This window comes from Bacillus sp. P4_E1, assembly GCF_056401715.1.
Window position 1 is genome coordinate 23,763 of sequence record NZ_JBFUIV010000028.1, and the last position, 18,269, is coordinate 42,031.

At 36.0% G+C, this 18,269-nt stretch carries 18 protein-coding genes; 15 read left to right on the top strand and 3 right to left on the bottom strand.

What is annotated here, in order from left to right:
• The 15 genes from AC1DS7_RS26395 (at position 1) to AC1DS7_RS26465 (ending at position 15,508) form a co-directional block, all read left to right on the top strand.
• Positions 1 to 1,152 (top strand): phage major capsid protein, encoded by a 1,152-nt coding sequence (locus AC1DS7_RS26395; RefSeq protein ID WP_113936828.1) that lies wholly within the window; start codon positions 1 to 3, stop codon positions 1,150 to 1,152.
• Positions 1,153 to 1,164: 12 nt separating this feature from the next.
• Positions 1,165 to 1,458 carry a hypothetical protein gene (locus AC1DS7_RS26400; protein WP_061688561.1) on the top strand — a complete coding sequence of 98 codons (294 nt, stop codon included), beginning with the start codon at positions 1,165 to 1,167 and terminating at the stop codon, positions 1,456 to 1,458.
• 1 nt (position 1,459) lies between these two features.
• On the top strand, positions 1,460 to 1,825 hold the full coding sequence (locus tag AC1DS7_RS26405; RefSeq protein ID WP_113936829.1) for a phage head closure protein: 366 nt from the start codon (positions 1,460 to 1,462) through the stop codon (positions 1,823 to 1,825).
• Between the two features lies 1 nt (position 1,826).
• Positions 1,827 to 2,171: an HK97 gp10 family phage protein gene (locus AC1DS7_RS26410; RefSeq protein ID WP_078177844.1), complete on the top strand. Its 345-nt coding sequence runs from the start codon at positions 1,827 to 1,829 to the stop codon at positions 2,169 to 2,171.
• Positions 2,168 to 2,500 (top strand): hypothetical protein, encoded by a 333-nt coding sequence (locus AC1DS7_RS26415; RefSeq protein ID WP_002088092.1) that lies wholly within the window; start codon positions 2,168 to 2,170, stop codon positions 2,498 to 2,500. Before AC1DS7_RS26410 ends, AC1DS7_RS26415 begins: the two co-directional genes overlap by 4 nt.
• Positions 2,501 to 3,094, top strand: a complete 594-nt coding sequence (locus AC1DS7_RS26420; RefSeq protein WP_002088089.1) for a major tail protein — start codon at positions 2,501 to 2,503, stop codon at positions 3,092 to 3,094.
• A 6-nt stretch (positions 3,095 to 3,100) separates the two neighbouring features.
• Positions 3,101 to 3,463, top strand: coding sequence for a hypothetical protein (locus AC1DS7_RS26425; protein WP_016095495.1), 363 nt, complete (start codon positions 3,101 to 3,103; stop codon positions 3,461 to 3,463).
• A gap of 53 nt (positions 3,464 to 3,516) precedes the next feature.
• Positions 3,517 to 3,678 carry a hypothetical protein gene (locus tag AC1DS7_RS26430; protein ID WP_002066679.1) on the top strand — a complete coding sequence of 54 codons (162 nt, stop codon included), beginning with the start codon at positions 3,517 to 3,519 and terminating at the stop codon, positions 3,676 to 3,678.
• 16 nt (positions 3,679 to 3,694) lie between these two features.
• Positions 3,695 to 7,315: a phage tail tape measure protein gene (locus tag AC1DS7_RS26435; RefSeq protein WP_476999298.1), complete on the top strand. Its 3,621-nt coding sequence runs from the start codon at positions 3,695 to 3,697 to the stop codon at positions 7,313 to 7,315.
• A 41-nt stretch (positions 7,316 to 7,356) separates the two neighbouring features.
• Complete coding sequence (locus AC1DS7_RS26440; protein ID WP_113936832.1) at positions 7,357 to 8,844, top strand: distal tail protein Dit; 1,488 nt, start codon at positions 7,357 to 7,359, stop codon at positions 8,842 to 8,844.
• A complete protein-coding gene (locus tag AC1DS7_RS26445) occupies positions 8,841 to 13,544 on the top strand; it encodes a phage tail spike protein (protein ID WP_476999299.1) in 4,704 nt (1,567 codons plus the stop codon). Before AC1DS7_RS26440 ends, AC1DS7_RS26445 begins: the two co-directional genes overlap by 4 nt.
• A 130-nt stretch (positions 13,545 to 13,674) precedes the next feature.
• Positions 13,675 to 13,899 (top strand): hemolysin XhlA family protein, encoded by a 225-nt coding sequence (locus AC1DS7_RS26450; RefSeq protein WP_002066685.1) that lies wholly within the window; start codon positions 13,675 to 13,677, stop codon positions 13,897 to 13,899.
• 72 nt (positions 13,900 to 13,971) lie between these two features.
• On the top strand, positions 13,972 to 14,208 hold the full coding sequence (locus AC1DS7_RS26455; protein WP_113936834.1) for a hemolysin XhlA family protein: 237 nt from the start codon (positions 13,972 to 13,974) through the stop codon (positions 14,206 to 14,208).
• Positions 14,208 to 14,447, top strand: a complete 240-nt coding sequence (locus AC1DS7_RS26460; RefSeq protein ID WP_113936835.1) for a holin — start codon at positions 14,208 to 14,210, stop codon at positions 14,445 to 14,447. Before AC1DS7_RS26455 ends, AC1DS7_RS26460 begins: the two co-directional genes overlap by 1 nt.
• Positions 14,444 to 15,508 carry an N-acetylmuramoyl-L-alanine amidase gene (locus AC1DS7_RS26465; protein WP_113936836.1) on the top strand — a complete coding sequence of 355 codons (1,065 nt, stop codon included), beginning with the start codon at positions 14,444 to 14,446 and terminating at the stop codon, positions 15,506 to 15,508. Before AC1DS7_RS26460 ends, AC1DS7_RS26465 begins: the two co-directional genes overlap by 4 nt.
• A 161-nt stretch (positions 15,509 to 15,669) precedes the next feature.
• Here AC1DS7_RS26465 and AC1DS7_RS26470 read toward each other — a convergent pair whose 3' ends face one another.
• From AC1DS7_RS26470 to AC1DS7_RS26480, 3 genes are all read right to left on the bottom strand, one after another.
• Positions 15,670 to 15,993, bottom strand: a complete 324-nt coding sequence (locus AC1DS7_RS26470) for a hypothetical protein (RefSeq protein ID WP_113936837.1) — start codon at positions 15,991 to 15,993, stop codon at positions 15,670 to 15,672.
• Positions 15,994 to 16,165: 172 nt separating this feature from the next.
• The gene (locus AC1DS7_RS26475) at positions 16,166 to 16,915 is read right to left on the bottom strand and encodes a hypothetical protein (RefSeq protein WP_113936838.1); all 750 of its coding nucleotides are present in this window, start codon (positions 16,913 to 16,915) and stop codon (positions 16,166 to 16,168) included.
• Between the two features lie 82 nt (positions 16,916 to 16,997).
• Entirely contained in the window at positions 16,998 to 17,858 is an 861-nt protein-coding gene (locus AC1DS7_RS26480) for a hypothetical protein (protein WP_181777912.1), read from the bottom strand.
• Positions 17,859 to 18,269: the final 411 nt, after the last annotated feature.

Here is an 18,269-nt window from a genome sequence, read left to right on the forward strand (position 1 = left end):
ATGGTGATTAAATTTAATAATTTTGAAGATAAGAAAATAGCATTTGCGAAAGCAACACAGGATGGTACAGCGGAAGAACAATCGGCAGCATTGAACTCCATGATTGAGGCACTTGCTACAGATGTCCGCTCAGATATCTTGAATCAAGTCAATGAATCTATTGTAGACCGTTCTATTATGCAGTCTCGTGGTTCTAATGTATTAACAAGTGAGGAAATGAAATTCTTTAATGCAGTTGTTCAAGATGGTGGATTTAAAGATACTGAAACATTACCTAAGACAACACAAGAACGGATTTTTGATGATTTAGTTCAAGGTCATCCGTTGTTAGAACATATCGGATTAGAAAACTTAGGTGCTGTGACAGAATTTATCTATGGAGATCCAGAAGGTGCAGCTGTATGGGGACCATTATTCGGTGATATTAAAGGGCAACTAAATGCTACATTCCGAAAAGAGTCTATCTCTCAACTTAAATTAACGGCATTTATCCCATTGGCGAATGACATGCTTAAACTTGGTCCAGTGTGGGTGGAACGCTATGTTCGTACAATGATTTCAGAAGCTATGTCTGTAGGTTTAGAACGTGGATTTGTAATTGGTACAGGTAAAGATGAACCTATCGGATTGTTAAAAGATCCAAGTGGGAGTGTTGTTGGAGGAGTATATCCAGATAAAAAAACAGCAGGGACTTTAACATTTGAACCAGGTCGAAAAACAATCAATGAATTAAAAGGAGTTGTTAAATTACTGGCTAAAAAGCTAAATCCTGATGCTAAAACTGATGCAGACAGACCAAAAAATATTGCTGGGAAAGTAGTTATGGTAACAAATCCGTTTGATACTTTTGATATCCAAGCAAATGCAACAATTCAAAATGCAGCTGGAGTGTATGTGACAAGCTTACCGTTCAATCCAACTCCTACAGAATCAGTGTTTGTACCTCAAGGTAAGGTGCTGTTTTTTATTAAAGGAGAGTATATTGCAGCGATGGGTGGAGCTGAACCAATTAAAAAGTATGAAGAAACATTAGCTTTAGAAGATGCAACACTTTATATTGCAAAACAATATGCTACGGGTAAGCCGAAGGACAAATATACTTCACAAGTTTACACATTAAGCCTTGAGGAAACACCACCAGCAACTAAATAAGGAATGATGTGAATGGAAACAGTAATTTCAAATGAAATATTACAGCAATTCAAAGATAGGATGCGATTAGGCGATGATGAAGACGACAACCTAAGACGCATCTTATTTGCATCTAATAAAGATTTAATTAGGGTTTGTGGTAATTACGACCTTAATAAAGACGAGGTGTTCAAGGAATTAGTCTTTGAACGCTCTCGTTATGTTTATAACGATGCTCTAGAGTATTTTGACAAGAATTTTTTAAGTCAGATTAATAGTTTAAGCATTGAAAAGGCTTTAGAAGAAATTAAGTTGGGCGGTGAATAAAATGCGTCCTTTTCAGTATAAAAAGCCACTGAATACAGGTGATTTTAGAAATCGAATTATTTTTGAGCAGCCTGAAGTAATAAAAGATGAATTAAATCAAGAAATTGAAACTGGTAATTGGCAAGAAGTTAAAACAGTATGGGCGATGATAAAAACGATAAAAGGTTCAGAGTACATTGAAGCTTCGGCTTCACAGTCCACGCGAATTTATCGGTTTGTAATTCCTTACACAGCGGGAATTACAGAATTAATGAGAATTATTTTGAAGGATAAAACAGGACATAGAACCTTCGATATAATCGAACCGCCAATGAATGATGATGAAATGTATCAAACATTGACCATTATCGCAAAGGAGCATACTTAATATGAATGATTTTACTAGTGAGATTGCTAGAGAATTACAAAGGTATGCAAATGTTGTGGAAGAAAACTTAGAAAATGAAATTGATGAAGTGGGCGATATTGCTGTAGGTAAATTAAAGCAAAATAGTCCTAAAAAAACAGGTGCTTATCGTAAAGGATGGCGTAAGAAAAAAGAAGGTAATGGTGTTGTCCTTCATAATACGCAAGGACAATTAACGCATCTTTTAGAAAAGGGACATGCGAAAGTCGGTGGTGGTCGAGTTCCAGCACAAGTTCATATTCGTCCAGTTGAAGAGTATGTAATTGATGAATTGCCAAAACGTATCGAAAGGGCGGTTCAACAATGACATTAGGAGAACTAACAAAAATTCTTGAAGCTACAGGTTATCCTGTGGCTTATTCGCATTTCACAGCAACACCAACTAATCCTGTTCCAGCACCACCTTATATTTGCTTTCTTGTGGACGGTTCAGCCAATCTCATGGCTGATAATAAGGTCTATCACAAGATAAATGATTTAAATATAGAGCTTTATACAAATAGAAAAGATTCAGTTGCAGAAGCCAAGCTTGAACAAGTCCTGGACGATCATGAAATACCATATGATTCGCCATTCGAAGGGATTATTGAAACAGAAAAAATATATCAAAAATTTTATGAAACGAGGTTGATGTAAATGAACGAAAATAAGGTAACATTCGGTTTGAAAAATGTACATTATGTGCCATTAGATACTAAGGATTTTTTAGTTAAATTCGGGACACCAATTCCATTACCCGGTGGAGTTGAACTAACTTTTGAGCCACGCGGTGATTTAATTGAATTCTATGCAGATGACATGCTTTATTACGCGGCAAGTAATAACCAAGGTTACGATGGAGCATTAAATATTGCTACTATTCCAGAGCAATTTGCTATTGATGCACTTGGTGAGGAATTAGACGAAACAGATGGCGTATTAAATGAATTAGCTGATGCAAAAGGAAAACCATTCGCCTTATTATTTGAGTTTGATGGTGATGTGAACGCAACCCGTCATGTTATGTATAACTGTTCAGCAAGTCGTCCAACGATTGCATCTAAAACAAAAACAAGTTCTGCTGAACCAAATACAAATGAACTGAAGTTTGTTTCTAGTCCAATTGTTTTAGCGCCTGGTGGAAGACCAATGGTTAAAACGAAAACGACTGCTAAAACAACACAAGCAATTTATAACGACTGGTACAAAAAAGTATATGTAAAAACACCGGCAGCACCAAAAGGAGCGTAATTATAAATGGAAAAGACAATTACTATAGATGGAAAACAAGTTCGATTAAAAAGCACAGCGGCAACAGTTAAACGATATAAAGCACAATTCAGACGTAATTTATTTGCAGATATGATGGGGTTAGGAGCAATTAATGCGTTAACTACGCCAGATGGATCAGAACAACCTATTGATATGTCTAATGTTGATATAAGTAAAGTGGACTTTGAACTTATTTATGACTTGACTTGGTTATTCGCTAAAACGGCTGATTCAAATATTTCTGATCCTATGACGTGGTTGGATGAATTTGAAGAATTCCCAATTGAAGAAATCATGCCAGAAATCATGGAATTAGTTCAAGTCACTATGGGAGCAAAAAAAAAATAACAGGAAATGATGAAAAGCAAGGGACATTCAGTGATGAAGAATTAACCACTGATTTGTTCCTTGCTCTTTGTTATAAAGCAAAATTAACGTATTGGGATTTAGAAACCATGACAATCGGCGATTGCTTTGATTATATTGCTGAATTTGCTGAAATGGAAAATCCAGATAAAGAAAAAGTAAGAAAAGCGAATCAAAAAGATTACGATTCTTTCTAAGAAATGAGGTGAAAATATGGCAGGAAGAATTAAAGGGATTACGATAGAAATCGGTGGGAATACTCAACCGTTACAAAATGCTCTAAAAGATGTTAATAAGCAAAGTGATTCTTTGGCAAAAGAACTAAAAGATGTTGAACGGTTGCTAAAGTTTGATCCAGGTAATGTGGAAGCATTAGCGCAAAAACAAAAATTATTAACACAACAAATTGAGAATACAACTGAAAAACTAGATAAGTTAAAGGCTGCTGAACAACAAGTACAGGCCCAATTTCAAAACGGTAAGATTTCTGAAGAACAATATCGTGCGTTTAGGCGTGAAATTGAATTTACAGAAGGGTCACTTAATGGCTTAAAAAACAAACTTGGTAATATGAAAGCCGAACAGGAAAGTGTAGCAAGTTCAACCAGGCAGTTAGAAACTTTATTCCACGCTACAGGGAAAAGCGTTGATGATTTTGCTAGTGCATTAGGTAATCGTCTTGTGAATGCAATTAAAAGTGGAACGGCTACAAGTAGACAGCTAGAACAAGCAATTGGGATTATTGGGCGAGAAGCATTAGGAACAGAAGCTGATATTGAAAAATTACAAAGGGCACTTCGTTCTGTGGATGCTGGAAACTCAATACAACAAGTACGAAATGAGTTAAGAGATTTACAACAAGAAGCCGGAAGAACAGAGAAGAAGTTTGAAGGACTAAAGGTAGGATTAGAAAACGTCATAGGTGGTATGGCTGCCGGTGGTGGTATTGCAACTGCGATTGAAAAAGCAATGGATATGTCAAAGTTGAAAACTAAGATTGATATAACATTCGATGTTCCAGAGTCCTCTAAAAAATCAGTGGAAGAAGCAATAAGAGGCGTAACCGCTTATGGGGTGGATGCTGAAGAATCGCTTGCTGGTGTACGTAGACAATGGGCTTTAAATAAAGACATTAGTGATGAAGCGAATGCATCTATAGTAAAGGGAGCAGCAACAATCGCGCAATCCTATGAAGGAATAGATTTTACAGAATTAATTCAAGAAACATACGAAATAGGTAGTGAATTAGGGATAACTCAAGAAAGTGCTCTTGGTATGGTTGATGCGTTGTTAAAAATGGGATTCCCACCAGAGCAACTAGATATCATTGCCGAATACGGAAGTCAGCTGACTCGTGCAGGTTTTAAAGCTGAAGAAGTCCAAGCGATTATGGAAGCGGGGGTTGAAACGGGTAGTTGGAATATCGACAATATGTTAGATGGGCTGAAGGAGGGGCGAATCCAACTAACTGAATTTGCTCAAGGTGCGGATAAAGCTTTAAAAGAAGCACTTGATGGGTCAGGCATTGCAACTGAACAAATAGAAAAATGGGGTGCAGCTGTCGCTAAAGGTGGAAGTGACGGTTCGAAAGCTATGGTGGAAGTAGCTAAAGCGATAGAAGGAATAGAAGATCCTGTTAAAAAGAATCAAGTAGGGGTTAAAGTTCTAGCCACTATGTTTGAAGACCAAGGACAAAATCTAACTAATACTTTAATAAACGCTTCAGAAAAAACAGTAGACTTCCAGAAGAATCAGGATAAATTAAATGAATCCATAAAAAAAATGGATGCAAGTCCAGCAGTTAAGTTTCAAAAAGCAATGCAAGATTTACAAGTTGCACTCAAACCTGTTCTTAGTGTTATAGCTGATGTTATTTCCAAAGTAGCTGAATGGATTTCTAACAATCCTAAATTAGCAGCCACATTAACAGCTGTTGCAATGGCTATTGGTATAATCTCAGGTGCAATTATGGCACTTGCTCCTATAGTCATGACAGTCATGAGCTTCTTTGAGATTGGAGCTTTAGCAGCAGTTGGACTTGTTGCCGGTATTCCTCTTCTTATAGCAGCTTTAGCAGCTATAGGAATTGCCATTTATAAAAACTGGGACGATATAAAAAATTGGACCATAGAAGCCTGGAATTCTATTAAAGAATATTTGATAGAACTTTGGGATGGGATAGTTCAATCCTCTAGTGAAGCATGGACTTCTTTCTTAGAAACCATGCACTCATTCTTTGATCCAATAGGTCAGTTTTTTAGTGATTTATGGACAGGGATTGGCGAAATATGTAGTAGTACATGGAATTTTATTGTTGAATTCTTTTCAGGTGCTTGGGCTTCATTTACTGAAATGATGCATAGTTTCTTTGATCCAATAGGTGAATTCTTTAGCAGCTTATGGTCTGGAATTGTTGAAACAGCTTCTTCCTGGTGGTCTTCTTTAGTTACAACGGCATCCGAATTGTGGGGAACACTCGTACAAGCTTGGGAAGAAACTTGGAATACTATTCTTACTGTTTTAGATCCAATTATTTCGGCGGTTTCTACTGTTTTAGAAGCTGGTTGGTTACTGATTCAAGCTGGAGTGCAAATTGCTTGGGCGGCAATCAGTCAATATATTATTCAACCAATACAAGAAGCTTACAATTGGGTAAGCGGAAAAATTGGCGAGTTAGTTAACTGGCTTAGTACACAATGGGAAATAGCAAAGGCCGCAGCTCAAATTGGATGGGGTTTATTTAAACAATATATCATTCAACCAGTTCAAGAAACCTGGAATTTAGTGAAAGAAAAGTTCAGTGATTTAGTTTCTTGGTTAAGTTCACAATGGGAGCTGGCTAAGTCTTATACGTTGGCAGGATGGAACCTGGTAAAACAGTATGTTATCCAGCCAGTGCAAGAATTGTGGAATACAACGAAAGAAAAACTTGGAGATTTAGCAAACTGGATATTAGGAAATTGGGAAAAAATAAAATCCTATACACTTTCAGCTTGGAATTTAGTGAAGCAATATGTAGTTCAACCAGCTACAGAGGCTTATAATTCAGCTAAAGAAAAGTTTGAGAGTTTGTATAATTCTGCGCGTGAGAAATTTGATGCTGTAAAGAATGCTGCACAAGAAAAATTTGAAGCAGCGAAAAGATTTATTATGGACCCAATAAGAGATGCGGTTGACGGGGTAAAGGGATTCATCGATAAAATCAAGGGATTCTTTGAAGGTTTAAAGTTGAAAATCCCAAAACCTGAAATGCCACCTCTTCCACACTTTAGCTTACAAACTAGTACGAAAAACGTTTTAGGAAAAGATATTACATTCCCATCTGGACTCAATATTGATTGGCGTGCAAAAGGTGGTATTTTCACTAAACCAACTATATTTGGTATGAATGGCGGAAACTTGCAAGGTGCTGGTGAAGCTGGGGATGAAGCCGTTTTACCTTTAAACAAAAAGACACTTGGAGCTATTGGTGCTGGAATCGTAGCAGCCATGCCACGAGAACAATTTAGTATATCAGGAGACATAAATCAATTAATGGGTGACATGAGTCGCATGATGGCTAGTTCTGTGAGCCAACTATCCGGATTAAAGACTGTTATGAGTGGTGTGTATGGAAGTATGTCAAATAGCAGACAAGCTATGACAAACAGTGCTTCGAATCAAGTATTTAATTATTCGTCAGGAGCATCTAGCGGTGGAATAATTCCAATGCTTGGTGGTGATTTAGTTGTTGAGGTTCCTGTTGTTTTAGAAGGTCGAGACGTGGCGCGCGGTACTTATCGATATACAAAAGAATATCAAGAACGAGAAGAACAAAGAAACTCAACCTTTTAGGTTTGGGTTTCTTTTATTTTATAAAGAAATGAGGTGTTAGCATGAGTTCTTTTACATTTAACAATCAACGTAAGGAATGCATTCAAATAGAAAAAGGATGGAGTCCGCCAACATGGGCACCTTTGAAGCGTAATTTTCTAAAGGTTCCCGGATATCCAGGTGCCAGATTATTAAATACAGATACAGATCCCCGTCCGCTTCCTGTACCTGTTGGAATTATAGTTCCAGATGGAACGGATTTAGAAACATTAAAAGAAGAAATAGCAGAATGGCTTATTACTGAACAAGCAGCCGAGCTAACTTTTGATGCAAAACCAGACAGAACATATATAGCTGTTATTGACGAAGAATTTAATCCCGATGATTTTGTTACCTTAGGCAAAGGTACTTTGAAATTCATTTGTCCGATGCCCTATAAATTAGGAAAAGTACAAACTCATCCATTTGTGCAAAATTGGTCTACAGAAATAACTTCTAATTTTACTAATAAAGGAAGCGTAGAAGCCCCACCAATAATTGAAATGATTGTGAAAAAACCAAGCACTTTTTTAGATGTATGGTTTGGTGCATATCCTTTAGAGCGAAACTATTTCCGTATTGGTTATCCATTAACTGTGGAAGAATCAACTGTACAAGAGCGTGAACGCGTGTTGTGGGATGAAATGTCATCCGTTGTAGGTTGGACTCCTGTTACTGGACAAGTGGAAGAAATGAAGGGTACAGGCGAACTAAAGGTGAAAGATGGAACAGCGATTTATTGTCCATATTACGGTGCAGAAGGTACGAAAGAATTTCATGGCGGTATTGCAAAGAAAAGTATACCTGGTGGACCTATTCAAGATTTCGAAATGGAAGCCAGAGTTCACTTGCAATCTAAAAATATAGATCAAATGGGGCGTGTTGAAGTCCTTCTTTTAGATGAAGCGAGTAATGTTGTAGCTCGTATTAATATGAATGATTTATATACGGATGCTGAAATTACAAAGGCATATATGAGAGTTGGGAATAATGGAACGCCAAATAGTATAAGGAAATTAGTTGATACAACTGGTGCTCATCCTAATACATTTAATAATTTCAATGGAAGATTACGTATTGCAAGACGTGGGAAAGAATGGTCTGTCTATGTGGCACGTTTTAGAGATGGTACAGAAATAGACGATGCTTCACTTGTTGAACGTTGGATTGACGAAACAGGGAATCCGATGACGGAAAGAAAGATTGCACAAGTCATGATTGCCATTTGTCGGTGGGATAGAAATACACCTGTTTATACCATGCAAATTGATGATTTAAAGATTTGGAAGATAAACAAAGTCCCTTCCAATACAAAGCCCTTTATTTTCGATACAGGAGATAAAGTGATTATCGATACAGAACGAAGTTTAGTTACAATCAACGGAATAGATGCGATTAACTTAAAAGATTTTTTTAGTGAGTTTCCTAAGATCATACGTGGAGATAATCGTATTGATATTATGCCACCAGATGTTACAGCGACAATCAGTTACAGGGAGAGATACAGATGAGAACGCCAAGTGGTGAATTGCATGTTGTTGATTTTAAAACAGAACAAATTGTAGCATCTATTCAACCTAAAGATTTTCGGGATGATAAAAGACATTGGGAAATCAAAAATAACATTGATACATTAGAGTTTCGAGTATTTGATAATACAAGGCATTCAGCCACACTTATGCAGCAAAACTTAGTATTAAAAGAAGTGCGTGATGGCCGTATTGTTCCTTATGTAATTACTGAAATTGAAAAGGATTCTGATGATAGATCAGTAATCGCTTATGCATCTGGTGAATGGGTTCAACTTGCTAAAGCTGGTATTATCCCTCCACAAAAACTAGAAGGTAAGACAGTAATTGAAATGGTGGATATCGCTCTTGCAGGTACGAAGTGGAAGAAAGGGAATTTGGAATATGCTAGTTTCCGTTCCATGACTATTGATGAATTTATTGATCCATTGACTCTCCTTAAAAAGATAGCTTCATTGTTTGAATTAGAAATCCAATATCGCGCAGAGGTCATAGGCTCTCAAGTCGTTGGTCGTTATGTTGATATGATTAAGAAGCGTGGTCGAGAAACAGGAAAAGAAGTAACTCTCGGCAAAGATTTGATGGGAATTAAACGGATCGAAAACTCTCAAAATATTTGTACAGCCTTATTGGGTTTCGTGAAAAAAGAAGGCGGAGAGTTTGTTACTATTACAGAAATAAATAACGGTGTCCCTTATCTTGTGGACGGTGATGCTTACCAAAGATGGAATGAGAAAGGACAGCATAAATTCGGTTTCTATAGTCCAGAGACAGAAGACCAAGATATGAATCCAAAACGTTTAATGACTCTTATGAATACAGAGTTAAAAAAGCGTGTAAATACATCAGTTTTGTATGAAGTTGGAGCACAAAGCATCGGGCGAGTATTTGGATTAGCGCATGAACTAATTAATGAAGGCGATACAATCAAAATAAAAGATACAGGCTTTACGCCTAAATTATATCTTGAAGCTCGTGTCATTGCTGGTGATGAATCATTTACTGATCCTACACAAGATAAATATGTGTTTGGTGACTATCGTGAGATTGTTGATCCAAATGAAGAATCAAGAAAGATTTACAATCGGATTCTTAGTTCATTAGGCAATAAGCAAGAAATGATAGATCAGCTAGATAAATTAGTGAAAGAAGCTAATGAAACAGCTAGTAACGCTAAGAAGGAATCGGAAGCAGCAAAGACACTTGCTGAAAAGGTTCAAGAAAACATAAAAAATAACACTGTGGAAATCATTGAAGCAAAGAATCCACCGACAACAGGTCTTAAAGATAGAAAGACATTATGGTTAGATATTTCTAACGGTAAGCCTGGTATTTTAAAACTCTGGAAAGATGGTATTTGGGACCCGGTAGTTCCTGATGTTGAAAAGGTGAAGAAAGAAACATTAGAACAGGTCAACAAAGATATTGAGTCCACAAAAACAGAGTTAAATCAAAAGGTTCAAACTGTAGAAAATAAAGCGAAAGAAATAGCTGGGCAAATAGTTGATGTTCAAAAGCAGGTTAGTGGCAAAGTAGATCAGACATGGATTAATGCCCAATTAAAAGATAAGGCTGATAAATCCGGTGTTTTCACAAAAGATGAAATTAAAGATGGTTTCATAGGTAAACAAATTTATGAAACTGATAAACAAGGGAATGTTCAGAAGTTCAAGGACGTTAATACATCTATTGGTCAAACAAACGAAGCTCTTACACAGAAAGCCGAGACGTCAGAGCTCACGAAAACGAATGACGGTTTGTCTCAACTTGAAAAGAAAACGAATGAGATTAAGACAACGGCAGATGGTACGAAACAGAACCTTACTGATTTAAAAACAAAAGTTGATAATACGGAAATTGGTGTCCGAAATCTATTACTAGATACAGCTATTAAATCGCATTCGGTTAAGACTGGGGAAAACAAGCCACATACCTATTTTGATGTAGCGAAGGATGCAGCTACTTTAATGCAGGGGAAGAATCTTGCTATGAGTTTTCTGTTTACAGGTAAAGTTACTGCATGGGGTACAACAAATAAATGGGCTGGTTTTGAAGTGAAGATTACTTTCACAGACAATACATTTCATTATCCGAGTTGCCGCGTAGAAAGCCGTCTAATACTAGGTAAACAATATAATCAAGAAAGATTCACAGCTACTTCTGTAGTTATGGATAAGACTATTAAAGAAATTTCAGTTTACGCTTTAGCACGTGATTTCACTGGGGACACATTAATTGAAAAGCCTAAATTAGAAATTGGCACAGTACCGACTGCATGGACACCAGCACTAGAAGACCAAGTTGCTATTTCTGATTTCACTAAAAAAACAGTAGAAATTGATACTACTATTAAAGGTATAAATACTTCTGTTTCTAATGTTCAAAATGAACAGGGAAAGCTTACAGAACGTGTTGCCAAATCAGAGCAAACCGCTGATGGATTTAAAACTTCTATTGAATCGTTAACTAAAAAAGATACTGAAATTAGTAATAAATTAAATACGGTTGAAATAACTGTGGAAGGTACAAAAAAGACTATTTCTGATGTGCAGCAAACAACAACTGATCTTAAGAAAACAACAACTGAAGTTAAAGAACAAGCAGGAAAGATTAGTGAAAAATTAACAACTGTAGAAACAAAGGTTAATAGCGATAAAGCTGGTGGACGTAATCTGTTATTAGATTCAAATGCTAAATACGAAAAAACAGATTATTTAATCAATGTATTTTCTCTAACTGAAAATTTTGTTGTAGGTGAGGAATATACTTTTGTAATTAAAGGGAGTGTACCTGCAGGTCAAAAATTTGGGATTTGGCAGAATGGCGGTTCAAGTAATGTTGGATATGCAACAAGTGTTTACGCTAATGGAATAACTTATGTAACCTTCAAAGCTGTTACGGCTACAAGTGGGAACGAACGAAAGTTAAGTTTATATAACTCTCCAAATAGCACCACAAAATCTATTGTGGAATGGGTTGCCTTGTATAAGGGGAACAAACCGCAGGATTGGACGCCAGCCCCAGAAAACCAAGTAACAAATGATGAATTTACGAAGAAAACAAATGAAATTACAAAAAGTGTGGATGGCATCAAAGAAACAATAACAAAAGTAGAAAATAACCAAAGTGGATTCGATAAACGTGTTGCTACTGTAGAAAAAGATGCAACTACCATTAAACAAAATGTTTCTTTATTACAAGATACACAGACAGCGCAAGGAAGACAATTACAAGAAGCAAAGGCGGGATGGGAAAATACTGCAAAAGCACTTGAAGGTAAAGTTGAGATTAAGCAAGTTGAAGATTATGTTGCTGGATTTAAGATTCCTGATTTAAAGAATACGGTTAATAAAAATAAAGAAGATCTACTTGCAGAATTAGCGAACAAACTAGCAACTGAGCAGTTCAATCAGAAAGTGACTCAAATTGATAATCGTTTTATTATCAATGAGAGAGGTATTAATGCAGCAGCCAAAACAACAGAGGTATATACAAAAGAACAAGCGAATGGACAATTTGCTACCTCAGGATATGTAAGAGATATGGAAAGTCGCCTTCAGCTAACTGAAAAGGGCGTTAGCATATCAGTAAAAGAAAATGATGTCATTGCAGCGTTCAATATGAGTAAAGAAAATATTAAGCTAAATGCGGCAAGAATAGATTTAGTTGGCAAAGTTAACGCAGATTGGATTAAAGCTGGGTTGTTAAGTGGTTGCCAAATTAGAACATCAAATACCAATAACTATGTAAGCCTAGACGACCAATTTCTACGTCTATATGAAAGTGGTGTTCCTAGAGCGTTCCTTGGATATTACCGAAGACGGGACGGTGCAGTACAACCCACTTTCATCTTAGGATCAGATGAAAAAACTAGCGCTCCTGAAGGTACTTTATTTATATCTCAAATGGGGACCGGATGGCCTCAGGCTAGTGCGAACATTGGCATTACTGATGACATAGTTGATAGTGAGATAAGAAAATCTGTGTTTTGGGAGCTTAACAGAAACGGAATTAGTGTTCTACACGCAAACGACTATCATGCTCTTTATGCTGGAAATGGAAACTGGCATTTCAGACGAGGAAAAAGTGGTCTATATCAATCTACATTAGCAATCGAAGATAATAGCTCAGATGCAGATTTAAGATTACCTAATATCACATTACGTAATAGCCGTGTAGCAGGATATACCGGAGTTCTCCAAGTTAAGTCATCTGTTACTCAAAACGGATGGGGCGCCGTTCAAGGAAACTTTATGAGTCCTTCGCTACGTGAATATAAATCTAATATTCGTGACGTAGCATTTTCCGCTTTAGAAAAAATTAGAAACCTTAGAATCAGACAATTCAACTACAAGAATGCGGTAAACGAGCTTTACCGTATGAGAGAAGAAAAAGATCCTTATGATCCTCCATTGACAAAGGAAGATATCAAAACGTATTACGGTGCAATTGTAGATGAATCTGATGAAGCATTTGTGGATGAAAGTGGGAAAGGAATTCACTTGTATTCATACGTATCATTAACGATAAAAGCTTTACAAGAGCATGAAGAAAATCAAAATGAGAGAATACAAGAAATGGAGAGAAAGCATAATGAAGAAATTACATTAATGAACAACAAAATAGCAACATTAGAAGAGTTAGTCCAAAAATTAATAAATGAGAAACCAGAGCAGCTATAAGCTGTTTTTATTTTGAACAAAATACGGCTTTGGTATAAAAATGTCCTTCATAAATTCACAACGAATAGGGTTGTCTCATAGGATGTAGAGATTGCTTTATTAAGATTTTTCGAAAAAAGGATGTGAATGTATGGAAGACGTATATGCAAAAATCGACAGCCTAAAAGCAGAACAAAAAGAAATTATGCGAGATATTCGTAACCTAGAAACCCGTACAACTATAAATGAAAAAGATATTTCTACAATCAATAAACAATTAGAAAAAATCAGTCTGAATACCACATGGATTTTACGACTTGTTATTAGCGCTATAGTTATGGCAGTTTTGGGATTGATACTCAAAGGTGGAATTTAGGGTGTGAGTATAAAAGTATTTGCGAAAGAGGGACAAGAGTCTCTCTTTTTATTTTGAAATGAGGTGGTCAAAGTGGAAGGATTACAAGAAGTAAGAAGCGATGTTCAAGAAATCAAGCAAGATATTAAGGACATTCGTTTAGAGATTAAAAGTTTAGAAATGCGAACGACAGGTAATGAAAAAGACATCATCAATATCAATAAGCAGCTAGATAAGATCAGTGCAAATACTACTTGGATTTTGCGACTTATTGTTGGTGGGATTGTAGGAGCTGTTCTTACGTTGTTATTGAAGGGGGGTGGTATGTAATGGTTAGTTTAGCCATGATGATTGGAATTGTAGTAGGTCTTTCACAGATTGTAAAAACAGTTGGATTACAAACAAAATACGTTCCGTTATTAAATTTAACGCTTGGCATTGTGCTAGGCGTTTTATTTTTGGACGGAGATATCAAAGTGAATGTATTTCAAGGAATCATCATTGGACTCTCAGCAAGTGGATTATTTGACCACACCAAAATTATAAAAAAGGATGTTGATGCTAAATGAAAAAGACAATGAAACATATTATCTCATTACTTATGATTCTAGCACTTGCTAGTTCTTTTGCTACAAGTGCTTTTGCTGATAGAACACTTATTATTCCTGATTTACCTAAACAACCATACCGTAATGGTGTAGGTGCTTATGAGGGCGTTGTAGCACATTCTACAGCAACTCCAGAAGCTCCAGCTATTAATATTCAAAAATACGAAACTCGTACATGGAGAAATGCATTTGTTCACTATGCAGTAGACTGGAATGAAACGATTCAAATTGCTGATACTAAATATATTGCTTATGGTGGGGGACCAGGTGCAAACAAACGCTTTGTACACGTAGAGCTTTGCGAAACAGCAGATTACGAGAAATTCAAACGCAGCTATGATAAATACGTGAAGTTACTTGCTAAAATCCTTCGTGACCGTGGTTTATCTGTAGAAAAAGGATTATGGACTCACTACGATGTAACAAAATACCTTGGTGGTACAGATCATGAAGATCCACTTGACTACTTAAAGTCTCATGGCATTTCAGAAGCTCAATTTAGAGCAGATGTACAACGTGCATACAATAATTCCAGTGTAGATGTTTCAGTTCCTGATAAGCCATCTAAGCCAGCAGAAGTTCCGACAGCTGTAACAGATGGTATTGCTTATATAGAAGGTTACAACGTTAATTTACGTAAAGGACCTGGTACAAGCTATTCTAAGATTCGTCAGTTAAATAAACCAGAAGCGTATCAAGTATGGGGAGAAAAGGACGGATGGCTTAACTTAGGTGGTGAGCAATGGATTAAAAACGATCCATCTTATGTGAAGTTTAATAAGAAAAGTACAGTAGATTCATCTATTGTAGGAAAGCGTGTTGTTTCTAAAGTAGATAACCTACGTTTCTATGATTCTGCTTCTTGGCAGGATAAAGATGTTGCTGGTTCTGTGGATGCAGGGTTAGGATTTACAATTGATGCGAAAGTAAGTGTCAATGGATCGTCACAATATAAAGTACACAACAGCCAGGGTAAAACATACTATGTAACAACAAATGAAGCCTATGTGTATGTGAAGTAAAAAAAAGCCGTCCTGTTGGGCGGCTTTTTTGTTTATATACTATTAAAATTTACTTTTAGATAATGCCTTTAATATAGGTTTAAAGATTTTACTTAATATACGAAATCCGTTAAATATAGAGCGCACAACTTTCATAAAGTTAACACACCTACTTTCACACTTTATAAATCAGATATTTTTTTAACTTCTTTTTCCTTCGCTTTAAATTCTCTTTTATATTGCTTGAAATCTTGTTTGCTAACTCTAAATTTTTCACCAGTAGCTACATTCTTTACTAAGTATGTTTTAGTTATTGAGAAATAATAAATTAAAAATAATATACAAGATATTGAAAAGGTAGGGATGCCTAAGATTAATGCCATAATAAACAACATTATATCTAATCCCGTAAACATTCGTTGCAAGACAATTCTCTTTCCAGCGGCAGCTTCTGATTGCTGTAGTTGTTGCATACGTTGTAGCGATGCAATAGTATCATAACTCATGAAATAACCTCCTTGTTATATCGTTAGCTTACTTGATTAATATTCTTTGTCCACTTTTCGTAACTCTGACTGTGTAAGTCCATATGTCTCTGTTGTACAACCTGCTAACAACATAACAGGTAATGCTAAAGCTCCCATTTTACGTTTTATTGTCACATACCCCTTTGAATACTTAATTTTGTGTGTCTCTTATCTCATTTAATGTAGAACCCATCGTGTCAATATACCCAAACATAGCCCCTAAGTTTGCTTCGGCTTTTTCTATATCATTTTCATCTAAACCTACAAATACTTGGTCTATTGACTGTTTAATTACTTTCACGTCGTCTCTTAATTGTGTTCGATAGTAATCATAATCCTTCGGCGGCTCTATAGCTGTTAGTTTGTCAAGCTTTTCCTTGAATACCCCTAATTGTTGCTTTAATTCAACTTGATTTTCTTTTAAAGTTTCATCTTTTGCAAATATTGGTTTTGTAGCTTGTAACTCCTTTGCTACCTCTTTAGCAGTTTCATCTATATTTTCTTGATACTGTTTTAGAGTTACAGGAGGATTAACCTCTCTTATTACTTGTTTGTCTTCACTTGCTCGCTCTTCAGCTAATGTTCTATCGGTTTTTGATTTTTCTTTACTTGTTACCTCTTTACTATCTTCACCAGTTTCTTTCTTACTTACTGACTCTGCATCTTGTGTTTTATCTATTTCTTCATCTACAGTCTTCATGAAATCCTTATCTCGTAGCTCTACTGTCTTAGAGTCCTTCTTATCTTCTGACTCTGCATCTTGTACACTGTCAGTCTTTTTATAATCTTCAACTTTTACATTATCAGTCTTCTTCTCTTCTGAATTGTCTTTAGAACATCCTACCCATGCTACTAGCATAAGTGGAAATGCTAAAAAACATATTAGTTTCTTTGCTTTCATACCTCATACTCCTTTAATATTAATAGTGCTATTATTTATAGCCTATACTTATTATTTAGTTCAAACATACAAGTAGGGTCTTTTATTTCTTTGGTGTATAGTTAATTGACTCGTCTGTTGTGCTTGATGTACCTTCTCCAAATGAATCATGAGCCTTCTTGCTACCATCTTGTTTGGACTTAATTGCTCTTTTTAATGCAGTAGGGTCTTTCTCATTCATATCGGCAAAGAAGGGTTGCCAAGTATAAGTTCCACTATCTAATCCATCTATTGCATCGTCTACTTCTTCTTTTATTTTTTTCTTATCCTTACTAGGATCTTCATACTTATCAATCGCTTTTTCTATCTTAGGTAAAGAGTCTCTCATATTTTCTATACCTTCTTTAATTATGTATTCATAGTCTGCATACTTTTTAGGTATTACAACCCTATCTAACTCGTCTAACCGACCACGAATACTTACTACGGTATCCTTTGGTGAGCCTTCATATCTATCTTCTGAAATTGCCTTTGATTCTTTAATTAAGTCTCTCATTTCGTATTTAAGGTCTATTAATTCTTTAAACATCATATCAGGAAATTCTGTTGCAGAAACATATAACGGTGACTTTAACCCCTTTGAACCATACCCTGCTTGGTTTTCCTTCACGATAGCATTTTCTTCCTTATCATCTACTTCTGTTTCGCTTGTTGATTTCTTGTTAGACTTCTTCTCATTTCTTTGTTCCTCTTCATACTCCAATTGCGCTAATGCACCTCTTAGCTGTTTCTCTATCTCTTCGTCCTTATAGTGCATTTTCTTCATGTGTTCTATCATTTCATCTGCTTTAAATTCCTTGTCCACTTTTCTGAACTCTGACTGTGTAAGTCCATATGTGTCCGTTGTACATCCTACTAATAACATAACAGGTAAAGCTAACGCTATTAGTTTCTTTGCTTTCATTATGTATCCTCCTTTTTAAATGAATCGTAATTAATTAACATATGAAACCATAACATAAATTACATAAATAAGATATACGAATATCGCATCCTTAAGAGGGGTTTTGAGCGTTTTAACAATATGAAAACATGTATTACGGTTGTAGAGAATCCCGCTCCGTATGCTTTTGAAAAAATTACACCGTATCCGATCCTCAACGTTTGGGGGCAGTTTATGCTTTCATAAACTCACTATCGAAATAGAACTTGCCAACCAAATTAATACAATACTGTTGAATTCGTTTATTGTATTAATAAAAAACGTATGATATATATGCTTGGGAATGAAAATAAATTTACAGGATGTGAAATGGCAATATAATAGAAGAAAGAAGAAATATTTATATTGTCATCACCCTGTTGGCGTCAACCT

Excerpts from the sequence above, each read along its gene's own strand:
- AC1DS7_RS26450 (WP_002066685.1), top strand. The coding sequence starts at position 13,675 with ATGGAAGACGTATATGCAAAAATCGACAGCCTAAAAGCAGAACAAAAA.
- AC1DS7_RS26440 (WP_113936832.1), top strand. The coding sequence starts at position 7,357 with ATGAGTTCTTTTACATTTAACAATCAACGTAAGGAATGCATTCAAATA.
- AC1DS7_RS26470 (WP_113936837.1), bottom strand. The coding sequence starts at position 15,993 with ATGAGTTATGATACTATTGCATCGCTACAACGTATGCAACAACTACAG.
- AC1DS7_RS26475 (WP_113936838.1), bottom strand. The coding sequence starts at position 16,915 with ATGAAAGCAAAGAAACTAATATGTTTTTTAGCATTTCCACTTATGCTA.
- AC1DS7_RS26395 (WP_113936828.1), top strand. The coding sequence starts at position 1 with ATGGTGATTAAATTTAATAATTTTGAAGATAAGAAAATAGCATTTGCG.
- AC1DS7_RS26460 (WP_113936835.1), top strand. The coding sequence starts at position 14,208 with ATGGTTAGTTTAGCCATGATGATTGGAATTGTAGTAGGTCTTTCACAG.
- AC1DS7_RS26435 (WP_476999298.1), top strand. The coding sequence starts at position 3,695 with ATGGCAGGAAGAATTAAAGGGATTACGATAGAAATCGGTGGGAATACT.
- AC1DS7_RS26415 (WP_002088092.1), top strand. The coding sequence starts at position 2,168 with ATGACATTAGGAGAACTAACAAAAATTCTTGAAGCTACAGGTTATCCT.
- AC1DS7_RS26480 (WP_181777912.1), bottom strand. The coding sequence starts at position 17,858 with ATGAAAGCAAAGAAACTAATAGCGTTAGCTTTACCTGTTATGTTATTA.
- AC1DS7_RS26425 (WP_016095495.1), top strand. The coding sequence starts at position 3,101 with ATGGAAAAGACAATTACTATAGATGGAAAACAAGTTCGATTAAAAAGC.
- AC1DS7_RS26445 (WP_476999299.1), top strand. The coding sequence starts at position 8,841 with ATGAGAACGCCAAGTGGTGAATTGCATGTTGTTGATTTTAAAACAGAA.
- AC1DS7_RS26400 (WP_061688561.1), top strand. The coding sequence starts at position 1,165 with ATGGAAACAGTAATTTCAAATGAAATATTACAGCAATTCAAAGATAGG.
- AC1DS7_RS26420 (WP_002088089.1), top strand. The coding sequence starts at position 2,501 with ATGAACGAAAATAAGGTAACATTCGGTTTGAAAAATGTACATTATGTG.
- AC1DS7_RS26405 (WP_113936829.1), top strand. The coding sequence starts at position 1,460 with ATGCGTCCTTTTCAGTATAAAAAGCCACTGAATACAGGTGATTTTAGA.
- AC1DS7_RS26465 (WP_113936836.1), top strand. The coding sequence starts at position 14,444 with ATGAAAAAGACAATGAAACATATTATCTCATTACTTATGATTCTAGCA.
- AC1DS7_RS26410 (WP_078177844.1), top strand. The coding sequence starts at position 1,827 with ATGAATGATTTTACTAGTGAGATTGCTAGAGAATTACAAAGGTATGCA.